The organism is Pantoea sp. alder81 (genome assembly GCF_020179835.1).
In the GTDB taxonomy this organism is placed as follows: domain Bacteria; phylum Pseudomonadota; class Gammaproteobacteria; order Enterobacterales; family Enterobacteriaceae; genus Pantoea.
The window spans coordinates 68673-91680 of the sequence record NZ_JAIUDA010000002.1; the positions used below are offsets into that span (position 1 = coordinate 68673).

The 23008-nt window shown below is 52.4% G+C and carries 19 protein-coding genes, 1 pseudogene and 1 other annotated feature; of the genes and pseudogenes, 7 read left to right on the forward strand and 13 right to left on the reverse strand.

Annotated elements, in window-relative coordinates; genetic code table 11:
- Positions 1-53: 53 nt before the first annotated feature.
- From yciH to pgpB, 5 genes are all read right to left on the reverse strand, one after another.
- A complete protein-coding gene (gene yciH, locus LBW88_RS05235) occupies positions 54-377 on the reverse strand; it encodes a stress response translation initiation inhibitor YciH (RefSeq protein WP_224931905.1) in 324 nt (107 codons plus the stop codon).
- Positions 377-1084, reverse strand: a complete 708-nt coding sequence (gene pyrF, locus LBW88_RS05240; protein WP_224931903.1) for an orotidine-5'-phosphate decarboxylase — start codon at positions 1082-1084, stop codon at positions 377-379. Before pyrF ends, yciH begins: the two co-directional genes overlap by 1 nt.
- A gap of 196 nt (positions 1085-1280) precedes the next feature.
- Positions 1281-2450: a lipopolysaccharide assembly protein LapB gene (gene lapB / locus LBW88_RS05245; protein WP_224931901.1), complete on the reverse strand. Its 1170-nt coding sequence runs from the start codon at positions 2448-2450 to the stop codon at positions 1281-1283.
- Positions 2451-2456: 6 nt separating this feature from the next.
- Positions 2457-2762, reverse strand: a complete 306-nt coding sequence (locus LBW88_RS05250; RefSeq protein ID WP_038646699.1) for a LapA family protein — start codon at positions 2760-2762, stop codon at positions 2457-2459.
- 127 nt (positions 2763-2889) lie between these two features.
- The gene (gene pgpB / locus LBW88_RS05255; protein ID WP_224931899.1) at positions 2890-3654 is read right to left on the reverse strand and encodes a phosphatidylglycerophosphatase B; all 765 of its coding nucleotides are present in this window, start codon (positions 3652-3654) and stop codon (positions 2890-2892) included.
- A gap of 229 nt (positions 3655-3883) precedes the next feature.
- Between pgpB and ribA the strand changes: the two genes are divergently transcribed.
- The gene (gene ribA, locus LBW88_RS05260) at positions 3884-4477 is read left to right on the forward strand and encodes a GTP cyclohydrolase II (RefSeq protein WP_034821474.1); all 594 of its coding nucleotides are present in this window, start codon (positions 3884-3886) and stop codon (positions 4475-4477) included.
- A gap of 39 nt (positions 4478-4516) precedes the next feature.
- Here ribA and acnA read toward each other — a convergent pair whose 3' ends face one another.
- The 4 genes from acnA to topA all read right to left on the reverse strand — a co-directional run bounded on the left by acnA (position 4517) and on the right by topA (position 12233).
- Complete coding sequence (acnA, locus tag LBW88_RS05265; protein WP_224931897.1) at positions 4517-7198, reverse strand: aconitate hydratase AcnA; 2682 nt, start codon at positions 7196-7198, stop codon at positions 4517-4519.
- A gap of 619 nt (positions 7199-7817) precedes the next feature.
- Positions 7818-7976: a YmiA family putative membrane protein gene (locus tag LBW88_RS05270; RefSeq protein WP_071845610.1), complete on the reverse strand. Its 159-nt coding sequence runs from the start codon at positions 7974-7976 to the stop codon at positions 7818-7820.
- Between the two features lie 492 nt (positions 7977-8468).
- Positions 8469-9443, reverse strand: a complete 975-nt coding sequence (gene cysB, locus LBW88_RS05275) for an HTH-type transcriptional regulator CysB (RefSeq protein WP_034821485.1) — start codon at positions 9441-9443, stop codon at positions 8469-8471.
- 192 nt (positions 9444-9635) lie between these two features.
- Complete coding sequence (topA, locus tag LBW88_RS05280; RefSeq protein WP_224931895.1) at positions 9636-12233, reverse strand: type I DNA topoisomerase; 2598 nt, start codon at positions 12231-12233, stop codon at positions 9636-9638.
- Positions 12234-12603: 370 nt separating this feature from the next.
- Here topA and LBW88_RS05285 point away from each other — a divergent pair, with 370 nt between their 5' ends.
- Positions 12604-12852: a DUF2498 family protein gene (locus LBW88_RS05285; RefSeq protein WP_224931894.1), complete on the forward strand. Its 249-nt coding sequence runs from the start codon at positions 12604-12606 to the stop codon at positions 12850-12852.
- 27 nt (positions 12853-12879) lie between these two features.
- Here LBW88_RS05285 and sohB read toward each other — a convergent pair whose 3' ends face one another.
- Positions 12880-13926, reverse strand: coding sequence for a protease SohB (gene sohB, locus LBW88_RS05290; RefSeq protein ID WP_224931893.1), 1047 nt, complete (start codon positions 13924-13926; stop codon positions 12880-12882).
- Between the two features lie 174 nt (positions 13927-14100).
- Between sohB and LBW88_RS05295 the strand changes: the two genes are divergently transcribed.
- Both LBW88_RS05295 and cobO read left to right on the forward strand, forming a co-directional pair.
- Positions 14101-14865, forward strand: a complete 765-nt coding sequence (locus LBW88_RS05295) for a YciK family oxidoreductase (RefSeq protein ID WP_224931892.1) — start codon at positions 14101-14103, stop codon at positions 14863-14865.
- Positions 14862-15449 carry a cob(I)yrinic acid a,c-diamide adenosyltransferase gene (cobO, locus tag LBW88_RS05300; RefSeq protein WP_224931891.1) on the forward strand — a complete coding sequence of 196 codons (588 nt, stop codon included), beginning with the start codon at positions 14862-14864 and terminating at the stop codon, positions 15447-15449. The genes LBW88_RS05295 and cobO overlap by 4 nt, the downstream gene beginning before the upstream one ends.
- Positions 15450-15484: 35 nt before the next feature.
- Here cobO and rluB read toward each other — a convergent pair whose 3' ends face one another.
- The gene (gene rluB / locus LBW88_RS05305) at positions 15485-16573 is read right to left on the reverse strand and encodes a 23S rRNA pseudouridine(2605) synthase RluB (protein WP_224931890.1); all 1089 of its coding nucleotides are present in this window, start codon (positions 16571-16573) and stop codon (positions 15485-15487) included.
- A gap of 820 nt (positions 16574-17393) precedes the next feature.
- Here rluB and LBW88_RS05310 point away from each other — a divergent pair.
- Positions 17394-18050, forward strand: a complete 657-nt coding sequence (locus tag LBW88_RS05310) for a serine protease (RefSeq protein ID WP_224932033.1) — start codon at positions 17394-17396, stop codon at positions 18048-18050.
- Here LBW88_RS05310 and LBW88_RS05315 read toward each other — a convergent pair whose 3' ends face one another.
- Positions 18051-18671, reverse strand: coding sequence for an L-threonylcarbamoyladenylate synthase (locus tag LBW88_RS05315; protein ID WP_045814395.1), 621 nt, complete (start codon positions 18669-18671; stop codon positions 18051-18053).
- A gap of 12 nt (positions 18672-18683) precedes the next feature.
- Positions 18684-19568, reverse strand: a complete 885-nt coding sequence (gene rnm / locus LBW88_RS05320; RefSeq protein ID WP_224931889.1) for an RNase RNM — start codon at positions 19566-19568, stop codon at positions 18684-18686.
- 154 nt (positions 19569-19722) lie between these two features.
- Positions 19723-19827, forward strand: a sequence feature (Trp leader region).
- A 24-nt stretch (positions 19828-19851) separates the two neighbouring features.
- On the opposite strand from rnm, the gene LBW88_RS05325 reads away from it, so the two are divergent.
- On the forward strand, positions 19852-21414 hold the full coding sequence (locus LBW88_RS05325; RefSeq protein WP_224931887.1) for an anthranilate synthase component 1: 1563 nt from the start codon (positions 19852-19854) through the stop codon (positions 21412-21414).
- Positions 21414-23007, forward strand: a pseudogene (trpD, locus tag LBW88_RS05330) (bifunctional anthranilate synthase glutamate amidotransferase component TrpG/anthranilate phosphoribosyltransferase TrpD). Before LBW88_RS05325 ends, trpD begins: the two are co-directional and overlap by 1 nt.
- Position 23008: the final 1 nt, after the last annotated feature.

The following is a 23008-nucleotide window of genomic DNA, read 5'->3' on the forward strand; positions in this document are numbered from 1 at the left end:
CTACGCAGCGCATCTACAGCATCACGGGCCGCACAGTGTGCGGCCCGTATTTTTTAGCCGCCGGCTAATTTCACCTTCATGCCTTTGGCCTCGAGCAGTGCTTTTAATAAATCGCGTTTATCGCCCTGAATCTCGATCACGCCATCTTTGAGTGACCCACCACAGCCACATTTTTTCTTTAGTTCTGCTGCCAATTTGTTGAGCGCATCGTCATCGAGATCGATACCAGTGATCAGGCAAACACCTTTGCCTTTTCGACCGCTGGTCTGGCGCTGAATGCGCACAATGCCATCGCCTTTCGGGCGCGGCGCTTTTTCTTCTTCCTGTGCGATGCGACCCGTTTCAGTGGAGTAAACCAGTCGGTTGTCCTGAGCCATTAGACCTCCTGTAAACTTTGCAGGATAGTGTGCAGCGTTGCCGCCGGATCATTGGATTGGGTGATCGGACGCCCAATCACCATGTAATCCACGCCAGCCAATTTTGCCTGCTGTGGCGTCATGATACGGCGTTGATCGCCTGCGTCACTGCCTGCAGGACGAATACCTGGTGTTACCAATGCGAAATCCTGGCCAATCACCTGTTTAAAGTGTGCGGCTTCCTGCGCTGAACAGACCACGCCGTGCAGGCCACACTCGCGCGTCAGGCGAGCCAGACGTTCCGCTTGCTGAGCGGGTGAAAGCGTAATGCCGAGACCTCTAAGGTCGTCTTCATCCATGCTGGTTAATACGGTAACCGCAATCAGCAAGGGCGCATCGTTGCCAAAAGGCAGCAGCGCTTCGCGTGCCGCATTCATCATCCGCGCCCCGCCACTGGCGTGGACATTGACCATCCACACACCGAGGTCAGCTGCAGCAGCTACTGCGTGTGCGGTGGTATTTGGGATGTCATGAAACTTCAGGTCGAGAAAAACGTCAAACCCACGCGACTGCAGTGTTTTCACCAGCGACGGGCCAAATAGCGTAAACATCTCTTTGCCGACTTTCAGGCGGCATTGGCTTGGGTCAATGCGGTCCACAAACTGCAGTGCGCTGTCGAGATTATGATAGTCGAGTGCCACCAGAATCGGTGAAGTGGTTACAGGCATAACGTTTCCTCAGAGGCAGGCACCCGCAGGCGCAATGGACAAACGGCAAGCATTCTACCCGTGCATCTCCTTCCGGACAATCTCACTGTGCGCCTTAGACCATTGATTGACGGATAGCCGCACAATGCCACGGCTTATGTTATGATTCAGGGTTATAGTATGTTGTAACTATGACGGGTTATAATAAAAACGGCCGTTACTGGCCGTCAAGTCCGCGGATCGGTTTCACGGAAGACCATGCGCGACAAGATGGGCAATGCCAGTAAAGTGCATGCGCGGTAAATCCGCACTTCTGGCAGCGATAGCGCGGCTTGGTACGAATCTGTTCACCGACCATATCACGCAGCACCATCAGGCTCTCTTTAGCCCTACCGTCCTCGGCTTCGTGCAGGTGGAAGTCCATTAAGCGATGGAACACGCGCATGGTGGGATGGCGTTGCAACTGACGATTGATGTACAACTGCGCCGCTTCAGGCCCCTGCTGCTGCTCGAGGATATCAGAAAGGTACAGCTCAGCAGCCGCGCCGGTATTCTCTTCCACACAGCGCTGTAAAAACTGAGCCCAGTCTTCAGGCTGATTCAGACGCTGATAGCAGGTTTCGAGCATCGATAAGGTTTCGCTCACCAGCTCTTTATCTTGATCCAGCACGCGCTGCAGGCGAGCCGTTGCTTTGGCATACTCGCCCTGCTCCATAAAGATGCGGCCCATCATGATGGAAACGCGTGCGCTTTGATGATCGGCCGATTCACCCTTCTTCAGCAAGCTCATGGCGCGATCGAGATCGTCACTGCTCAGTGCCTGAAGCGCGAGTTCGCAGTAGAAATGGGCAATTTCGCCCTTCTGCTTGTCTTTGCCGAGCTTAACCAACCTTTCCGCCACTTCGATGGCTTTGTGCCAGTCACTGGTTGCCTGATGTATTAGTAACAGCTGTTGCAACGCACCGATGCGGAAGTCGGTTTCATCAATCAGCTGGCTAAACATGTCTTCGGCGCGGTCGTACAACCCGGCAGCCATGTAATCGCGTCCTAACTGCTGAATCGCCAGCAGCCGCTGTTCATAGCTCAGGGAAGCGCTTTCCATCAGGGATTGGTGAATACGGATGGCGCGATCAACTTCGCCGCGTGAACGGAACAGGTTGCCAAGCGTCAGGTGAGCTTCGACTGTGCCGCTGTCCTCCTTCAGCATATCCAGAAAGAGATCGACAGCTTTGTCCTGTTGATTGGAAAGCAGGAAGTTAACCCCGGCAACGTATTCACGTGACAGGCGATTAGCTTCCTGTTGCTTATCCTGATGGGCACTACGGCGGCCCATGTACCAGCCATATGCCGCAGCAACAGGAAGAAGCAAAAACAGCAATTCAAGCATCGAAACTTAATCCCGACGACCAGCAGTAGAAGAATTTGTCACAGCCGTTGATTGTTCGTTCTGTGCCTGCATGCGTTTCAGCTTGCGCTGCGCATGGGCCAGAGAAACACGTATCCGCAACCAGAAAAGACCGCAAATTGCCCAACCGAGCAGGAATCCAGCGCCAAACAAGCTCGCCAGCAATGTGGAGATGCGGAATTCACCCTGCGCCAGCAGATAGTTAAAAGTGACGATTTGGTCGTTATGCGCTCCAAGCGTGACGGAGATGATAAAAATGACCAAAACCACGAGAAAAATCAGCAAATATTTCACAATGCGTCCTGTCGTGAGGTTATCCAGTAGAAGTATGCCAAAAAAGTGCCGCCGATGCTGCTTATCAGCACATCACTTAGCGCATTTTCCGTAAGCGCAATCAATCATATGGGGGCGCGCGCAGAAATTACAATCCATCATCACGCTGCTCGATCTCCCGCTGCTCTTCGCGCGGCACCGTAAGCGGACCACAAAAACGTTGTGCCAGCCAGGTGGCAACCGTAACCAGCAGCCAGGAAATCAGGGTGGCGACCACCAAATCACGCGGCCAATGCATGCCCAGTAACAAACGACTGCCCATCACCATGGTGGCCCAGGCAAACAGCACGACTACGGTGACAATATGGCGCCGTGGCCACAGTAGGCCAATCACCAGCAGCGCCCAACTGGCAGCAAACATGGTATGTCCGGAAGGAAAGGCAAAGCCGGTTTCAAACGCCCAGTGGTTTTTCAGCCATTGCGGCAGCTGAGTGTCGTTAGCCACTAAAGTCGATACCAACTGGCTGCGCCCCTGACGGTTCTGCTGATAAAACTCCCCTTCATCAATACCGTAACTCTTCTCCAGCCAAACCACATAGGGCCGGGGTTCCTGCACCTGCTCTTTAATGAAAGATTTGGTGTACTGGCCGGCAAGAATAGCGCCGTTCATGAAGATGATCAGTAAAATGGCGGGCTTAAGTCGGAAGCGTAAGCACCATAAAACCCAGGCACTGAGGATAAGGCTTGTCAATATGCCCCATGGGCTGGTGACGGTCTCGGTCATCCAAAAGAGTACCCGCAAAAATGCGCTACTCTCACCTGGCTGCCATTGCCAGCCAGAGAGCCAGACAGCGACCGGCATGATCAATAACAAAAGCATTCCCAGGGTGGTGCGCTGCGCAATTTTTAACATCCGTTTCCTTTTAGATCCGCTGGTATCAGCGTGGCTGGCATAACTTTAGCTGAAAAAAGAATAACATACCCGTTGCAGCTTAGATAATTGTGCTTTATCACTACAATAACTCTGACTGATTAACGGCCCGGGTACAGGTTGTGGCACAATATTGTCAGTTTTGTCGGGCCAATCGGGCCCGTGCGTTATCATGATGATAGCGCATCCTCTGAAGGTTCTGGAGAGTCACATGCAGCTTAAACGGGTAGCAGAAGCCAAACTGCCCACGCCATGGGGAGATTTCCTGATGGTTGGTTTTGAAGAACTGGCAACCGGCCAGGATCATGTCGCGCTGGTTTACGGTGATGTGAGTGACCATAATCCAGTGCTGGCACGCGTTCACTCCGAGTGTCTAACCGGTGACGCACTGTTCAGCCTGCGCTGCGACTGTGGTTTTCAGCTCGAAGCGGCACTCACCGCTATCGCTGAAGAAGGTCGTGGCGTGCTGTTATATCACCGTCAGGAAGGCCGTAATATCGGTCTGCTAAACAAGATCCGCGCCTATGCCCTGCAGGACAAAGGGTACGATACGGTGGAAGCGAATCATCAATTGGGCTTTGCCGCTGATGAGCGTGATTTCACCCTGTGTGCGGATATGTTTAAACTGCTGGGCGTCAATGAAGTCCGCCTGCTGACTAACAATCCTCGCAAAGTCGAGATTCTGAGCGAAGCGGGAATTAATATTGTTGAGCGCGTGCCGTTAGTGGTTGGACGCAACCCCAAAAATGCCCACTACCTTGATACCAAGGCAGAAAAAATGGGCCATCTGCTGCCAAAAGCGTAAAGCAGACAGAAAAAAGCCGGGAAATCTCCCGGCTTTTTTTTAGTTCAGCATATTACGAATCACATAGTGCAATATGCCATCGTTCTGATAATAGGTCAGCTCATTACCGGTATCGATACGGCACCGCGTTGCCAGCGTCTCTTTTTTACCATCGACGCGCGTCAGCGTGACATTGACTGTGCAACCTGGTTTCAGTTGGGAAAGGTTTTCAACATCAATAAACTCTTCCCCGGTTAATCCCAGCGTTTTACGCGTGACGCCAGCGGGGAATTCCAGTGGCAGGATCCCCATCCCGATCAAGTTTGAACGATGTATACGCTCGAACGACTCTGAAATAACGACTCGCACACCTTGCAAACGCGGGCCCTTCGCTGCCCAGTCGCGGCTGGAACCTGAGCCGTACTCCTTCCCGGCGATGACTGCCAGCGGCACACCTTCGGCCTGATACTTCATGGCCGCATCGTAAATCGCCAACTGTTCTTTGCTGGGGAAATGTTTGGTGTATCCCCCCTCCACACCCGGCACCATTTCATTACGAATACGGATGTTGGCAAAGGTGCCGCGCATCATGACTTCGTGGTTACCACGACGCGAGCCATAGGAGTTAAAATCGGTGCGCTCGACACCATGCGACAGCAAGTAGCGTCCAGCGGGACTTTCCGCTTTGATGCTGCCCGCTGGCGAGATATGGTCGGTGGTGACAGAGTCACCCAGCATCGCCAGAATGCGCGCGCCTTTAATATCCTGGACCGGCTCCGGTGTTTTACCCATGTCATCGAAGAACGGCGACAAGCGGATGTAAGTTGAGCCCTCATCCCAGTCATAAGTTGCGGCTTCACTGACTTTGATTTGTTGCCACTCAGGCGTACCGTCAAAGACCTCGGCATATTCCTTGTGGAACATATCGCTGGTCACTTTCTGCACCGCTGCGGCGATCTCCTCTGGAGATGGCCAGATATCCTGCAGGAAGACATCGTTACCCTGCCTGTCCTGCCCGATAGGCTCACTCTGCAGGTTTAATTTCATATTACCGGCCAGTGCATAAGCCACCACCAACGGCGGCGATGCCAGCCAGTTCGTTTTCACTAGCGGATGGATACGTCCTTCGAAGTTTCGGTTACCCGATAACACCGCACCCACGGTTAGATCACCTTCTTTAATGGCACTCTCGATTTCATCTGGCAATGGACCCGAGTTACCGATGCAGGTGGTACAGCCGTATCCCACCAGGTTGAAACCTAATTCATCCAGATAAGGCGTGAGCTGAGCCACCGCGAGGTAATCAGACACCACTTTTGATCCCGGTGCCAGCGAGGCTTTCACCCAGGGTTTGCGCATCAAGCCACGCTCAACGGCATTTTTCGCTAACAGGCCCGCCGCCATCAAGACGCTGGGGTTAGACGTATTGGTACAAGAGGTGATGGCTGAAATGACCACAGCACCGTCGTCCAGCTGATAGCTGTCTCCGGTCTCGCTGTCGCGATAAGTGACGGTCTTGTGCGCTTTCTGTGCATGATTGACTTCGAGTTCGTTGCTGGCATCAAAGGCTGCTGGCACATCCCCCAGCGAGACGCGATCCTGCGGACGTTTGGGACCAGCAAGGCTGGATTCAACTTCAGCCATATCCAGCGCCAGTGAACTGGTAAAGCGGGGTTCATCACCCGGATTACGCCACATCCCTTGTTGCTTCGCATAAGCTTCCACTAATTCGACTTGTTCAGCATCGCGCCCGGTCAGCGTCATGTAGCTCAGCGTGATCTCATCGATAGGGAAGAAACCGCAGGTGGCACCATATTCCGGCGCCATATTAGCGATAGTCGCGCGGTCTGCTAAGGGGAGATCGGCGAGGCCATCACCGTAGAATTCGACGAATTTACCTACCACACCGTGCTTACGCAGCATTTGCGTCACGGTTAACACCAAATCGGTCGCGGTGATGCCGGGGCTTAGTTTTCCAGTGAGTTTGAAACCGACAACGTCAGGGATCAGCATAGATACTGGCTGCCCTAACATGGCTGCTTCGGCTTCAATACCACCGACACCCCAGCCTAATACGCCGAGCGCGTTGATCATCGTGGTGTGAGAATCCGTACCCACTAAGGTGTCGGGGTAAGCGACTTCCTTACCCTCCTGCGTTTCATGCCAGACGGATTTTCCCAAATACTCCAGGTTGACCTGATGGCAGATACCGGTGCCTGGTGGCACCACGCGAAAACGGTTGAAAGCTTTTTGCCCCCAGCGCAGGAAGACGTAACGTTCGTGGTTACGCTCCATCTCCAGACGCACGTTTTCTTCGAAAGCGTCCTCATCACCAAAATGGTCAACGGTCACCGAGTGGTCTATCACGAGATCGACCGGCGATAAGGGATTAACTTTGGCTACATCGCCGCCGAGGCGATTAACCGCTTCGCGCATCGCCGCCAAATCTACCACCGCTGGCACGCCGGTGAAGTCCTGCATCAATACGCGCGCAGGTCGATAAGCAATTTCCCGATCGGCGTGGGCATCTTTCAGCCAGCCAACTAACGCCTGAATGTCTTCAGCTGTCACTGAATCCTCATCCTGCCAACGCAGCAGATTTTCCAGCAACACCTTCATTGATTTGGGTAAGCGATCGATATTGCCCAGTTGCTGGGCGGCTTTAGGCAGGCTGTAGTAATGATATTTTTTTGCCCGAACGTCCAGCGTATCCTGACTTTGCTCCCGTAACGTTAACGACATAACTCCTCCTTTAATGAGCCTCTCTTTAAACCTCAATAACCGCAAGGTTTAGCTTAAAGATAGACCACATTTTCGTTAACGATTTGATAACAACACGAAATGACACATAAAGGCACAAACAAAAATGCCCCGACGTTTGTCAGGGCATTAATAAAAGTCAGTACAATTTGAGTTATTGGATTACATCATAGCCCACACGGCCGTAGCCCAAAATGCAATGGAAAAGGCATAAACGCTAAACCATGAAAAAGTCGTTGTATTCATTGAGTCACTCCCTCCCAGATTTCGGGCAAAAAAAGTCCACCGTCTTCAGCTTTGTACTGATGACACCGTTTTTTTAATGCTGAGTGTTAAAGGACGGGCTTTTAAAATGCCCACCGGATAATCCGGTAAAGAGAGGTATAAATTCTATATATAGAACAGAACGCAGACAGCGTTATTTCGACTTCGGATCCATGAAAGATTCGATAAAGTTGCGCTGGTTTTCACTCAGTTCCCATGACGCAGGAATCGCCACAGGCTGTTCAGCGCTCTTGACTTCTTTCGCTTTGCACGTAGACGTGTTCGGCTGACGCGCAGAAACCGGAGACTTACGGCTGAGTGTATTTGCCCACATGGCTTAACCCCACATACGCCAGATCATCAATGCCACCACTACCCAGAACAGAGCTGAAGCAGCGAAGACGGTCAACCAAGCCTTGCGACGCACGTTACCAGAGCGCTCAACCTTGGCGGTTTTAGTACGGAAATCTTGTTGAACAGTCAGTCTAGTATTCATAGTTTTTGATAATCACTCTCAATAAAACGATTGTTGATAACGATTAAGATTTAGGACGAATCCTAAACTTGTTAAGTCCGAAAATCCAGTTATTTTTATTGAGTACAACGATTAACGCTATTTATCAAAACCCAAAAGATTGATGAGATAAATTTAATTACTGATCAAACTATTTATCTAATACAAACATTGTAAATTTGGGTTAAAACAAATTTAGTACCATTCTAAATTTGAGTTTAATTTAAAGAGCCTGACTAAAAGGCCTTTCTCATCAGTTGATAACTGGAGTATGGGAATATTCCTGGTGGTCCGCAAAGCAGCAGCGTAAATTTTGTGTACTGTTTCTCATTTAAGATATAACAATGAAAAAACATGTGATCGATGTTTCATTTACAAAAAAATAATGAAAATTTTTGAGATTCTTGTGGCGCTAACGAGGAGGGATTCACAAGATGCCCACTGGACACCTTGCGAAAATAATGAGTTAGGGGATTATTTGAAAGGTAACTTGATATCGCGGAACATCGCTTCGATATCTTCATTAGAACGTAATGCGACCGCGGCATCCACGACATCACGGGTCAAATGCGGTGCAAAACGTTGAATAAAATCATACATATAGCTACGCAGGAACGTGCTGCGTCTAAAGCCAATCTTGGTTGTACTATTGGTAAAAATTTCTGATGCTTCAATGCGCACCAAATCCGGATCGGAAACCGGGTCCACCGCCATACTGGCAATTACACCCACACCTAAGCCCAGACGCACATACGTTTTGATGACATCAGCATCGGTGGCCGTAAAGACAATACGTGGCGTTAATCCTGCACGGTTGAATGCGGTATCCAGCTCTGAGCGGCCGGTAAAGCCAAAGGTGTAGGTCACGAGCGGGAAATCAGCCAGCTCTTCAATCGTCACATTCGATTTGCCTGCTAACGGATGGTCTGGCGTCACAACAATGGCGCGGTTCCAGTGATAGCACGGCAACATAATCAGGTCGTCGTACAAATGCAGGGCTTCGGTCGCAATCGCAAAGTCAGCATTCCCCTTTGAAACGGCTTCAGCAATTTGCGTGGGCGATCCCTGATGCATATGCAGTGATACGCGTGGGTAACGCTCAATAAACCCTTTAATCACACCAGGCAAGGCATAACGCGCCTGTGTGTGGGTTGTCGCCACGTACAGCGAGCCTTTATCCGGCCAGGTATGCTCACCTGCGACGGATTTAATCGCATCCACCTTCGATAACACTTCGCGTGCAATCCGGATGATTTCTTCACCCGCAGGGGTTACCTGAGTGAGATGCTTCCCGCTACGCGCAAAAATCTGCACGCCGAGTTCATCCTCCAGCATGCGCACTTGCTTACTGATACCTGGTTGTGAGGTATAGAGACCTTCGGCGGTAGAGGAGACGTTGAGGTTGTGATTGACCACTTCGACGATGTAACGCAACTGCTGCAATTTCATAGTTATATCTTCCCGGTAGCGACAGAGGAGCAATCCCTGAAAGCGTGTTTCCGCCTTAATTAAGGGTTGAGGAGGGAAAGCATGTCAGCGAAACGAAAAATGCTATAACCACTATATCAGTTAAAGGAAGAATGTAGAACGATTAGCTATAAGGATGGTGAAAAGGCCAGCAGATGCTGGCCTTGAGGGGAATTACTTTTTCGCTTCCTGCCACTTACCGTCAATGTAGAACATCGACCAGCCTGTCGCTTTACCCTCTTTTTCAGAGGAGACGTACTGTTGCTTGGTTTTACGGCTAAAACGTACCAACGTTTTGTTGCCTTCCGGATCGGCAGCAGGCGCTTCCGCCAGGTACTTCAGCTTTTCAGGGAGACGATCGGCAAAGCGTTGCAACTCTTCCACCAGCGGCGCACGTGTTTCGCGCGATTTAGGGAAGGTGTTTGCTGCAAGGAAGACGCCCGCCGCACCATCACGCAGTACGAAGTAAGCATCCGATTTTTCACACGCCAGTTCTGGCAGTGGAACCGGATCCTCTTTTGGTGGCGCAACGTCACCATTTCGCAGAATCTTACGCGTATTTTTGCACTCATCGTTGGTACAAGCCATGTACTTACCAAAACGCCCCATTTTCAGGTGCATTTCAGAACCACACTTCTCGCACTCCACGACAGGACCGTCATAGCCCTTGATGCGGAATTCACCCTGCTCGATTTCGTAACCATCACATTCCGGGTTGTTCCCGCAGACGTGCAGCTTACGCTGGTTATCGATCAGATAGCTGTCCATTGCCGTGCCGCATTTCTGGCAACGGCGACGGGCGCGCAACGCATTGGTTTCAGCATCATCGCCTTCCAGAATGTTGAGCACTTCGTTTTCCGGGATCAGATTGATGGTTTGCTTGCAGCGCTCTTTCGGCGGCAATGCATAACCAGAACAACCCAGGAATACGCCGGTACTGGCGGTGCGGATACCCATTTGGCGGCTACAGGTCGGGCAGTCAATCGAGGTCAGCACCATCTGGTTCGGCTGCATGCCGCCCTCTTCCGGATCTTTCTCAGCCTGGCCTAACTGCTGGCTGAAATCGCTGAAGAAGGAATCCAGTACCGCTTTCCACTGCGCCTCATTATTAGCAACCTGGTCAAGGCTGTCTTCCATGCGCGCGGTGAAGTCATAGTTCATCAGCTCACGGAAATTCTGTTCCAGACGATCGGTGACGATTTCACCCATCTTCTCAGCGTAGAAACGGCGGTTTTCCACTCGCACGTAACCGCGATCCTGGATGGTGGAAATAATCGAAGCATAGGTCGATGGACGACCAATGCCACGTTTTTCCAGCTCACGGACCAGTGAAGCTTCGCTGAAGCGGGCTGGCGGCTTGGTGAAGTGCTGGCTTGGCAACAGCTCTTTCAGATCAAGCATATCGCCGACATTGACCGGTGGCAGCGTCAAGTCTTCATCGTTTTTACGCAGGGCTGGCATCACTTTAGTCCAACCATCGAAACGCAACGTACGGCCTTTCGCCTTCAGTTTGAAGTCTGCTGCACCGACCGTCAGGGTGGTGGAATCATACTGCGCTGGCACCATCTGACAGGCCACAAACTGACGCCAGATAAGCTGGTACAGTTTCTGCGCATCAGCTTCCATATCTTTCAGCGATTCTGCCTGAATGTTGACATCCGAAGGACGGATCGCTTCGTGCGCTTCCTGGGAATTCTCTTTATTGGCGTAAGTGATCGGTGATTCTGGCAAATACTTCTTACCAAAACTCGTCTCGACAAAGCCGCGCGCCATCGCCACCGCATCCTGACTCAGGTTGGTGGAGTCAGTACGCATATAAGTGATGTGACCCGCTTCATAAAGACGTTGCGCCATCATCATGGTTTTCTTCACGCCAAAACCGAGACGTGTACTCGCCGCTTGCTGCAGCGTCGAGGTAATAAAAGGCGCAGAAGGTTTGCTGCTGGTCGGTTTGTCTTCACGATCCAGCACTTCGTAACGCGCTTTTTCCAGCACGGATACCGCAGCATGAGTTTGCTCGCGATTAACCGGACGGAAGGCTTTATCGCCCTGATGCGTAACCTGCATCGCCAGCGCGTCGCCTTTCGGGGTAGAGAAATCCGCGTCGATTTCCCAGTACTCTTCCGGCACGAACGCTTTGATTTCGTGCTCGCGCTCGACCACCAGACGGACAGCTACAGACTGAACACGACCGGCCGATAAACCACGGGCAATTTTCTTCCACAGCAGCGGGGAAACCATGTAACCCACAACGCGGTCCATAAAGCGACGCGCCTGCTGTGCGTTGACACGTTCAATATTCAGTTCGCCCGGCTTGTCAAACGCCTGACGAATCGCATTTTTGGTGATTTCGTTGAACACCACGCGGCTAAAACGCTTGTCATCGCCACCGATCACTTCCCGCAGGTGCCAGGCAATGGCTTCCCCTTCGCGGTCAAGGTCCGTTGCGAGATAGATGTGGTCGGCGTCTGCGGCGAGGCTTTTCAGTTCGGCAACGACTTTCTCTTTGCCCGGCAGAATCTGATAGTCCGCTTCCCAGCCATGCCACGGGTCGACACCCATGCGACTGACCAGAGCGGCCTTCTCATCTTTCTTAACCTTCTTTCCTGTTTTCGCCTTTTCCCCGTCGGCACTTTTACGGGCAGTTGAACCGCTGGTCGGCAAATCACGGATATGACCGACACTGGATTTCACCACGTAGTCATTACCGAGGTATTTATTGATTGTTTTGGCCTTTGCCGGGGACTCAACGATTACGAGTGCTTTACCCATATGTACCTTTACCTAATTGAAACGTCCTGATAAACGGGAGAGGATTCGATGCCCCAAAACCCAACGGGTTCAATATTGCTGCCAGCTTTTCACTTTTCAAGGCAGCGGGGATAATCTCAGGTCAGATTGCATCGACTTATGCAACTTTATGATTAGAAGCGGGTTTTCCATCTGACGGCATCACACATCCGGGTGTGATCTCCCTGAAAGCTGAATCGCCCACACTCTACCTGATAAAATCCGTTACGCAACTTAATTAGCATTCTGATTAATTTTGCGCCAGTTTTGCTGGCAGGCGTTGATTTGATGAACAGCGCAACTCGCTAGTAATATAGAAGGAGAACGATTGCTGTCAAAAAAGAGGTGAACAATGTCAGTAAAAACGGAATCCATTTCACGCCAGGCGTTGCTGGAAATAGCCAATCAAATGATCAAACAGCACGACGATTATTTAGCCGGGATGGAAGTGAATGACGTGATTCAGCAGGGCGAGGTATTGGTGTTCCGTGGACCCTGGTTCTTAGATGAAGAAGGCCTGCCGAGCGCAAAAACCACCGCTGTGTTTAACGTGTTTAAATTCCTTGCCGTTGAGCTCTCCTCTCGTTATCACCTGGCATAGAAAAAGCCCGGCATTTGCCGGGCTCGCTTACATCAGCGGTTTATCACCCCGCTGCCATATTTTCAGAATTAACCGCTCGGCCGCCATACTGGCGCTGTTGGTGAAGCGATCCATCATTTTCTTCTTACGCGCATAGTGCACGCCCAGCACATTGAACTGATCCATTTGTTTGATAATCAGTGCATCGCTGGTGCCGATCTCATCGATTAGCCCCAAATCCAGCGCCTGGCGTCCGTACCAGTGTTCACCGGTGGCCACTTTTTCCAAATCCAGTGTCGGACGCATCTGTTGAACAAACTCTTTGAACAGCAGGTGGGTTTCGTTGAGATCTTCCTGGAATTTTTCACGTCCCTCATCGGTGTTCTCACCAAACAAGGTCAGCGTGCGCTTATATTGACCCGCAGTATGCAGTTCAACGTCGATGTCATTGCGTTTCAGCAGACGGTTGAAGTTGGGGATCTGCGCGACCACACCAATTGAGCCAATGATAGAGAATGGCGCCGCGACGATACGATCCGCGACACAAGCCATCATATAACCCCCGCTCGCCGCCACTTTATCGACAACGGCGGTTAACTGCAGGCCCGCATCACGCAGACGCTGCAACTGAGAAGCGGCCAGGCCATAACCGTGCACCACGCCACCCGGACTTTCCAGACGCAGCAAGACTTCATCACCCGGCACCGCCACCGCCAGCACCGCGGAGATTTCCTCACGCAAAGAACTCACTTCGCCCGCATCCATGCTGCCTTTAAATTCCAACACATAAAGTGTCGGTTTAGCGGCCTCGCTCACACCGGCTTTGGCATTGCGCTTCTCGGTTTTGGCTTTTTGCTTCTCTTCTTTTTTATGCTGCTTCAGCCACACTTTTTGCGCCTGCGGCTTCATCTTCGCCAGCTGCAGACCTTCCTTCATTTCACGATAATCATCGTCGAGGTGAGTTAAGCGCAGTTGACCACCGCTGTGGCGTTTACGCATCGCGGCATTCAGCACAATCAGAACAATAGCTGCGAACGCCACCACCACGGTGACGGCCTTGGCCAGAAATAATCCATAACTGGAGAGTAAATCCATTCTGCCGCCTTATTAAACAGTGAATTACAAACAATGGCTGAGTTTACCCGCTTTAGCGACTTTCGTCGCCTGAAATGCCCGCAGGCGGCACAGAATGCGAGGCGCGGTGATTGCACCGGGCGCCAAATTGAGGCATAAAGCCCAAAACCCTCTGACTTGCCAAAGGACATCGCTGTGCATTATCAACCGAAAAGCGATCTGCTGGAAAATCGCATTATCCTCGTCACCGGCGCTTCAGACGGCATTGGTCGCGAAGCGGCGCTGACCTATGCGCGCTATGGCGCACGCGTCATTTTGATGGGCCGCAACGCCGAGACACTGCAGCAAACTGAGCACGCCATCAATCAACTGAATAAGCAGCCCGCCTCACATTTGCTGCTGGACTTGTCGCATGCCACGCCTGAAAGCTGTGCCGAGGTAGCCGACCAGATCGCTGCTCTGGTGCCACGGCTCGATGGCGTATTGCACAATGCCGGGATTCTGGGTGAAATCGTCCCGCTGGCGGAACTCGATCCTGCTATCTGGCGCCAGGTGATGCAGATCAATCTCGATGCTACTTTCTATTTAACTCAGGCATTGCTGCCACTGCTGCTGAAATCAGATGCCGGTTCACTGGTGTTTACCACGTCGAGCGTGGGCCGTACCGGCCGTGCAGGCTGGGGAGCGTATGCGGTATCGAAATTCGCTACCGAAGGCATGATGCAGGTATTGGCCGATGAGTATAAAAATCGTCATCTGCGGGTAAATTGCATCAATCCTGGTGGCACTCGCACTAAAATGCGCGCCAGTGCCTTCCCGGAAGAAAATGCCAATTTGCTTAAAACGCCTGCCGATTTGATGCCGCTTTACCTTTACTTGATGGGCGATGACAGCCGTCGTAAAACCGGGACAAGTTTTGATGCGCAGCCGGGACGCAAACCGGGGCCTGCCAGCGCATGAGTGACCGTCATCAGCAACGACAGCAGCGTTTAAAAGAGCAGGTTGATGCACGCATTGCTGCCGCGACTAAAACCCGCGGCATTTTGATGGTGTTCACCGGCAATGGCAAAGGTAAAACCACCGCCGCCTTCGGTACGGCTTTGCGCGCTTGTGGCCACGGTAAAACCGTTGCCGCCGTGCAGTTTATTAAAGGTGAGTGGCCTAATGGCGAACGCAATTTGCTGGAGCAGCATGGTGTGGAATTTCAGGTGATGGCCACCGGCTTTACCTGGGATACCCAAAATCGGGAAACTGACACCACCGCCTGCCAGCTGGTGTGGCAGGAAGCTCGCCGCATGCTGGCAGACCCGCACATCGATTTAGTGATTCTGGACGAAATCACCTACATGGTAAGCATGGATTATTTGGATCTGGATGAGCTGGTGCAGGCTTTGAATCAACGTCCTGAGCAGCAGAGCGTGATCATTACCGGACGGGGTTGTCATCGCACATTATTAGATTTAGCCGATACCGTGACGGAGATGCGCCCGGTGAAACATGCCTTTGATGCAGGCATTCAAGCACAGCAGGGAATTGATTGGTAGAGATTGACGCCGCATCATGCGGCGTCGAATCGACATCAGGAACCGCGTTTCTTACTGCTGCCGCCGCTGCGACCGGTAGAAGTACCAGCGCGTCCGGTCGAGGTACCAGCACGGCCGGTGGAAGTACCAGCACGTCCGGTAGAAGAACCACCGCGACCTGCAGAAGTACCCGCGCGGGTAGCGGCAGGGCCGCTGCGGCTGGTAGAGGTGCCACTGCGACCGGTAGTCGTGCCACTGCTGTCCTTCGTGCGGCTACTGCTGCTACCACCCGTGCGACGCGGGCTACCGCTCACATTGCTATGGCGTTTTACTGCACGACGGATCTGATTCGCATTAGTGCGACGACGATCTTTTTCAACCGAAATTTTGGTCACGGTCTCTTCTGGCAGGCCTACCAGCGTACGCAGGTAGTTCACCGCAGGTAATTCCATTTCCATCCAGCCACCACGTGGTAAGCCTTTAGGCAACTGAATATCACCGTAGCGCACGCGCATCAGACGGCTAACCTGCACACCCACGGCTTCCCACAGGCGACGCACTTCACGGTTACGACCTTCAGTCAGCGTGACGTTGTACCACTGGTTGATCCCTTCGCCGCCGGCAAATTTAATGGTTTTGAACGAGGCAGGACCATCTTCTAACTGCACGCCTTTACTCAGTTGACGAATCTTATCGTCATCCACTTCGCCGAATACGCGCACCGCATATTCGCGCTCAACTTCACGGCTCGGGTGCATCAGGCGGTTCGCCAGTTCACCATCAGTGGTGAACAACATCAGTCCGCAGGTGTTAACGTCCAGACGGCCGACAGCAATCCAGCGTGAACCCACCAGACGCGGCAGACGATCAAACACCGTCGGGCGCCCTTCTGGATCATTGCGGGTACACAACTCACCTTCTGGTTTGTAATAGGCCAGTACGCGACACACTTCGGTCGCTGACTCAGCAATCGAGACCTGATGGCCATCAATACGAATTTTCAGGGATTTATCACTTTCGATGCGATCGCCCAGCGTCGCAAGCTTGCCATCAACGCTGACGCGCCCGGCTGAAATCATGGTTTCGATTTCGCGGCGTGAACCGTGACCGGCACGCGCTAATACTTTTTGTAGTTTCTCACTCATGGAGATGCCTCGTTGTCGCCTTCCCAGGCGTCGTGGTAAGAAGAGGTACGATACAGGGATTACCAGTTCCCATATCAGAATCTGTTACCGCTGAGCTTAGCCCATGCCAGGTCAGGCGGCCCGCGATTTTACACTAACGCAAGTTTCGTTAACACCTTTTCCTTTGCTGCCGATAATAAAGGCCAAAGGCTGCGTCGTGCAATCAGGGCCAAGCGCCTAAACATTTACGCCACTGATAGATACACCAACCACCCCTCTCTTCAAATTGCGTTAAGTCACTGAATTTTTAACAGATGCCATCAACATTATTTATCAGGTGATTATCCCCACTTTAGGCTTGTGATACATTAGCGCTTTTCAAGACTGGTCTGCTAGCATTGCGCACCACGCTTAAGGATAATCCCAAACATAAAATCTAAACCCAAACTACAAAACAGCATAAAAAACTAATTAACCGGGATAAATAAGGTGCATTAAGCCAGTAAATTTAAATTATCAGTTAATTGGCGCTGCAGGTTGGATTAAGTCTGTATTTTCACATTATTTGATTCAGATTAAATTTCATGAATTGTTCTGATAAAAAAATTGTGTAAAATTTAAGCCTGAAACAGAGTGTGCCGTATTTATAAAAGCGTAACCTTTACTATTTACACTCGTTTCTCTGACAGGCCATTAACGAAGTTACTGTGGCATTGTTGATAATATAAACCGGCGCACGCAGGAATTGAGGCGTTTATTCATTCACGGAATGAATTTAATTTGCATGTCGAAAGTCTTCACCAGGGATTTTCCTGACATGCTTAAAAAGAAGATCATTATCATGAAAACCACTCTGCTTTGGCCTGCGCTCGCGGCGCTGGCACTGAGCGGTTGTTCCGTGGGCCATACTGAGTATAGTCGAACGGCGCTTGAACACGTGGATATGAGCGTGACAGGCATCCCGACGGTACTGGGTTTGGGCATCCTTGGCACAACCATCCCTCTCACGCCTGAATACAGCCTGACAGCTGCGCACGTCGCAACAACTGCTGTTCAGCGGGTGAAGGCTTATCATCCTTATTGTGACGTCGCAATTATCTATCATAAAAACAGCCCGGAAACGTTAGCGAAATTCCGCACCAGTAAAGTGGGTGAGCCCATTAAGATGTACGGTTACAGCTTTATTTCAGCGATGCCGGTGGAATCAAGCGGCGTTAATTTAGCGCGCACCGCAATTACTAATAAATGGAATAAAAAGCCGTGCATGGCAATGGCATCAAATGCTGGGGTTGTGCAGGGAATGTCAGGTGGCGCGGTATATAATGCTGACCAGACAATTGGCGGAGTGATTGTGGGTTACAGCCATGAAATTTCCAATGTGCGCAGCAAGCAAGTCATCCTGAAAGATGTTTCGCTGTATATTCCCTACGGTGATTTTAAACGTTGGCTGGAACAAAATATTGGCCAGACGACGCTAACGCCGCCTGACCGCGCGTGATCACAGGAACGGGCGCGTGTCGCCGACCCCTTCACGAACCACAACCGGTACATCGCTGGTGAGATCGATCACGGTGGTTGGCTGCTGGCCTAAAGTGCCGCCATCAATGATCAGATCCACCAGCTTGCCAATGCTGTGCTGAATCTCTTCCGGATCGGATTCGGTGAAGTCATTACCCGGCAGCATCAGCGAGGTGGACATCATCGGCTCATTTAACCGCTCCAGTAACGCCAGCGCCACCGGATTGGACGGCACGCGCAGCCCAATGGTTTTACGCTTGTCATTCATCAAACGACGCGGCACTTCTTTGGTCGCCTTGAGAATGAAGGTATAACTGCCCGGCGTATTGTTTTTCAAAATTCGAAACGCGGTATTGTCCACCTGCGAATACGTCGAAAGCTCAGACAGATCGCGACACATCAACGTAAAATTGTGGTTACCATCTAACTGCCGGATACGGCAGATACGCTCCATCGCGTTCTTTTCTTCCAGTCTGCAGCCCAGCGCGTAACCCGAATCGGTGGGATAGACGATCACGCCACCTTTATTGAGATAATCGACCGCCTGATTGACCAGACGCGGTTGCGGGTTATCTGGATGAATGTGAAAAAATTGACTCATAAAAACCTCATGTCACCTATCTGCAATAGCCACGGCGGGCGCTAACGCGGGAAAGCGTTCCCAGATGGGTTCAACGCCGCCCGGCAGCCATAATTTGCGCCCCAGTTCTATCCACGGACAGGGTTGGTGAAAATCTGATCCCTGCGATCCCGCCAGCTTATTGTCGCGTGCATAGGTCGCGAGCTGCGTTCGTTCGTTTGGTGCCTGCTGACACTGCGCCACTTCCATTGCATCACCACCGACTTCAGCGAAATGGGCAATCAGTCGTTTGAGCCACTTCGCGGACAAACCATAGCGACCCGGATGCGCAAGTACCGCCACGCCACCAGAATGATGAATGGCATCAATAGCTTGTTTAATTGTACACCATTGCGGCGGCACGTAGCCGGTTTTCCCCCGGGCAAGGTAGTTCTTGAACACCTGTGCCATGTTATCGGCTTTGCCGATCTCCACCAGGTAGCGGGCAAAATGACCGCGGGTGATCACACCGCCCTGTGCCAGACGTTGCGCCCCCGCTAGCGCATCAGGAATGCGCGCCCGGTCGAGGCGCTCTGCGATCAGCAGCGCTCGTTCAGCACGGCATTGATGCTGTTGGGCCAGAAACGATGTCAGCGCAGGGTGCTGGCAATCTACATTCAAACCCACGATATGAATTTCGTGATTTTCCCACAGCGTAGAAGCTTCTAATCCGGCCAAAATGCGAATCGGCAGATCCTGTTGCACTGCGGCGGCTTGCGCTTCGGCTACGCCAGCGATGGTGTCGTGATCGGTAATCGCCAGTACCCCAACGTTCATCTCGACGGCACGTTGCACCAGCGCGGTAGGGGTTAGCAAACCGTCAGACGCCTGGGTATGACTGTGTAAATCGTAAAGGGGAAAACGGGCAATATCCGACAAGGTAACTCCAGCAGCAACTTAACTCGGCTGGCATGATAACGATTTTGCTCCTGACTGAAAAAGAGTATTGACTTTTTTCACCTGAACCAGTTAACTAGTACACAAGTTCACACGTAACGGGTATTTCATCATGGCTATTTTTGGTACGCATGCAAAAGGTTGGTGGCGCGATAATCCCTTTAACGGGCGACGTCGTCGTGCACAACATGCGTAACCGCTGTGCAGATACCTGAGCCCGCCACCGAGCGGGCTTTTTTTTGAGCGAAATTCAGAGATGACAATAATGGCTAATGCGAAACCTACATTGAAGTTGATTACCGGTACCGCGCCCTACCGCGAAGATCCGGCCGCTGTGTTCCATCAAATTTGCGGCGCACGTCCAGCAACGTTGTTGCTTGAATCTGCTGATATCGACAGCAAAAAGAATCTGAAAAGCTTACTGATTGTGGATAGCGCTCTGCGCATCAGCGCACTGGGCAACGTCGTGACGTTGCAGGCGCTGTCTGAAAACGGTCGTAGCGTTCTGCCACTGCTGGATGAGGCATTGCCGCAGGATGTCAGAATTGAAGCGCGCCCGGATGGCCGAGTGCTGCATTTCCCGCTGCCTCAGGGGTTGCATGATGAAGATTCACGTCTGAAAGCATTGTCTGTTTTCGACGCGCTGCGCCTGATCCCGCAACTGGTGAACAGCCCAGAGGAAGAGCGTGAAGCAATGTTCCTCGGCGGCCTGTTTGCTTATGACCTGGTGGCCGGATTTGAAGATTTACCCGAACTGCGTAATGAGCAGAGCTGCCCGGACTACTGCTTCTATCTGGCAGAAACCCTGCTGGTGATTGATCACCAGACACGCAGTGCTCGCCTGCAGGCGAGTCTGTTCAGCCCATCCACTAGCGAATTCCAGCGCTTGCAGAGTCGTATCGAGCAGTTGCGCGGCCAGATGACGCAGCCGGCCCCTGCTTTGCCGGTGCAACGTGTTGAGCAAATGGCGCTGAGCACCAACCAGAGCGATGAAGAGTATTGCAGTGTGGTGCGTGAGATGCAGGAAGCAATTCGCATCGGTGAAATCTTCCAGGTGGTGCCATCACGCCGCTTCTCCCTGCCGTGCCCTTCTCCACTGGCCGCTTACGATACGCTGAAACACAGCAATCCTAGCCCGTACATGTTCTTTATGCAGGATCAGGATTTTGCACTGTTTGGCGCATCACCTGAAAGCTCACTCAAATACGATGCCACTTCACGTCAGATTGAGATCTACCCCATTGCCGGTACGCGTCCACGCGGTCGCCATGCCGATGGTTCACTGGACCGTGATCTCGATAGCCGTATCGAACTGGAAATGCGCACCGACCACAAAGAGATGGCGGAACACCTGATGCTTGTAGACCTGGCGCGTAACGATCTGGCTCGCATCTGCGTGCCTGGCAGCCGCTATGTCGCGGACCTGACCAAAGTTGACCGTTACTCCTTCGTGATGCACCTCGTTTCTCGCGTGGTCGGCACGCTGCGTAACGATCTCGATGTCCTGCACGCCTATCGCGCCTGTATGAACATGGGCACCTTAAGCGGCGCGCCAAAAGTGCGTGCCATGCAGTTGATTGCTCAGAAAGAAGGCACGCGTCGCGGCAGCTACGGCGGTGCGGTCGGCTATTTCACCGCGCACGGCGATCTGGATACCTGCATCGTGATTCGTTCCGCATGGGTGGAAGATGGCGTTGCCACGGTACAAGCCGGTGCCGGTGTGGTACTGGATTCTCAGCCTCAGGCTGAAGCGGATGAAAGCCGCAACAAAGCGCGCGCAGTATTACGTGCCATCGCCACAGCCCATCATTGCAAGGAGATTTTCTGATGGCCGATATCCTGTTGCTCGATAACATCGACTCCTTTACCTATAACCTCGTTGATCAGCTGCGCACCTTTGGTCACAACGTGGTGATTTACCGCAATAACGTGCCCGCTGAAGTGCTGATTGAACGCCTGCAGCAGATGGAAAATCCGGTGCTGATGCTCTCACCTGGCCCTGGCGCACCGAAAGATGCCGGCTGCATGCCTGCGTTGCTGCAAGCCTTGCGTGGTCGTTTGCCGATTATTGGTATCTGTCTCGGTCATCAGGCGATTGTTGAAGCCTATGGTGGTCACGTAGGCCAGGCCGGAGAGATTCTGCACGGCAAAGCTTCATCGATTAATCATGATGGTGAAGCGATGTTTACCGGCCTGAGCAATCCACTGCCGGTGGCTCGTTATCACTCGCTGGTGGGCAGCAACACGCCAGCCGAATTGACCGTTAACGCCAGCTACAACGGCATGGTGATGGCCGTTCGTCACGATGCTGACCGAGTGTGCGGCTTCCAGTTCCACCCCGAATCCATTCTCACCACCCAGGGCGCACGTTTGTTAGAGCAAACGCTGGCCTGGGCGCTGGCGAAATAATAGGGAGATTATGATGCAAACTATTCTGGAAAAACTCTATCAGGCACAAACCCTGAGTCAGGCGGAGAGCCATCAGCTGTTTAGCGCCATTATTAAAGGTCAGCTTGAGCCGACCCAATTAGCCGCCGCGCTGATTGCGATGAAAGTCCGTGGCGAGCGCCCGGAAGAGATTGCTGGCGCTGCCACCGCGCTGCTGGAAGATGCGAAACCCTTCCCGCGTCCGGATTACACCTTTGCCGATATCGTTGGCACCGGCGGTGACGGCAGCAACAGCATTAACATCTCCACTGCCAGCGCCTTTGTCGCGGCAACCTGCGGGTTGAAAGTGGCCAAGCACGGCAATCGCAGCGTCTCGAGCAAATCCGGCTCCTCCGATCTGCTGGCGGCTTTTGGTATCGATCTGGATATGCCCGCTGAAAAAGCGCGTAAGGCACTGGACGATCTTAACGTCTGCTTCCTGTTCGCACCGCAATATCACAGCGGGTTCCGTCACGCGATGCCGGTGCGCCAACAGTTAAAAACCCGCACCTTGTTTAACGTGCTGGGTCCCCTGATCAACCCGGCGCGACCACCGCTGGCAGTGATCGGCGTGTACAGTCCGGAACTGGTGCTGCCGATTGCTCAAACCCTGAAGGTGCTCGGCTATCAGCGTGCGGCCGTGGTGCATGGCGGCGGTATGGATGAAGTGGCGTTGCACAGTCCGACCCAGGTCGCTGAGCTGCGTGACGGTGAAATTACCAGTTATCAGCTAACACCCGAAGACTTCGGTTTTGGCTTCCATGATAAAGAGGCATTAGCGGGCGGCACGCCGGAAGAAAACCGTGACATTCTGGCGCGTTTGCTCCAGGGTAAAGGCCAGCCGGCCCATGAGCAGGCCGTTGCGGTGAACGTCGCAATGTTGCTGAAAGTATTCGGAAATGAAGATTTGCGCGACAACGCTCAGCGCGCCATCACCGCAATTCGCAGTGGTCAGGCTTACGAGCGCGTTGTTGCTCTGGCAGCGAGAGGATGAG

Bases quoted from the DNA above. Each gene is read 5' to 3' on its own strand.
- pgpB (WP_224931899.1), bottom strand. From the start codon at position 3,654: ATGTTAAAAATTGCGCAGCGCACCACCCTGGGAATGCTTTTGTTATTG.
- cobO (WP_224931891.1), top strand. From the start codon at position 14,862: ATGAGTGACCGTCATCAGCAACGACAGCAGCGTTTAAAAGAGCAGGTT.
- cysB (WP_034821485.1), bottom strand. From the start codon at position 9,443: ATGAAATTGCAGCAGTTGCGTTACATCGTCGAAGTGGTCAATCACAAC.
- yciH (WP_224931905.1), bottom strand. From the start codon at position 377: ATGGCTCAGGACAACCGACTGGTTTACTCCACTGAAACGGGTCGCATC.
- LBW88_RS05310 (WP_224932033.1), top strand. From the start codon at position 17,394: ATGAAAACCACTCTGCTTTGGCCTGCGCTCGCGGCGCTGGCACTGAGC.
- sohB (WP_224931893.1), bottom strand. From the start codon at position 13,926: ATGGATTTACTCTCCAGTTATGGATTATTTCTGGCCAAGGCCGTCACC.
- LBW88_RS05285 (WP_224931894.1), top strand. From the start codon at position 12,604: ATGTCAGTAAAAACGGAATCCATTTCACGCCAGGCGTTGCTGGAAATA.
- LBW88_RS05315 (WP_045814395.1), bottom strand. From the start codon at position 18,671: ATGAGTCAATTTTTTCACATTCATCCAGATAACCCGCAACCGCGTCTG.
- LBW88_RS05270 (WP_071845610.1), bottom strand. From the start codon at position 7,976: ATGAATACTAGACTGACTGTTCAACAAGATTTCCGTACTAAAACCGCC.
- LBW88_RS05325 (WP_224931887.1), top strand. From the start codon at position 19,852: ATGGCTAATGCGAAACCTACATTGAAGTTGATTACCGGTACCGCGCCC.
- ribA (WP_034821474.1), top strand. From the start codon at position 3,884: ATGCAGCTTAAACGGGTAGCAGAAGCCAAACTGCCCACGCCATGGGGA.
- acnA (WP_224931897.1), bottom strand. From the start codon at position 7,198: ATGTCGTTAACGTTACGGGAGCAAAGTCAGGATACGCTGGACGTTCGG.
- rluB (WP_224931890.1), bottom strand. From the start codon at position 16,573: ATGAGTGAGAAACTACAAAAAGTATTAGCGCGTGCCGGTCACGGTTCA.
- pyrF (WP_224931903.1), bottom strand. From the start codon at position 1,084: ATGCCTGTAACCACTTCACCGATTCTGGTGGCACTCGACTATCATAAT.
- topA (WP_224931895.1), bottom strand. From the start codon at position 12,233: ATGGGTAAAGCACTCGTAATCGTTGAGTCCCCGGCAAAGGCCAAAACA.
- lapB (WP_224931901.1), bottom strand. From the start codon at position 2,450: ATGCTTGAATTGCTGTTTTTGCTTCTTCCTGTTGCTGCGGCATATGGC.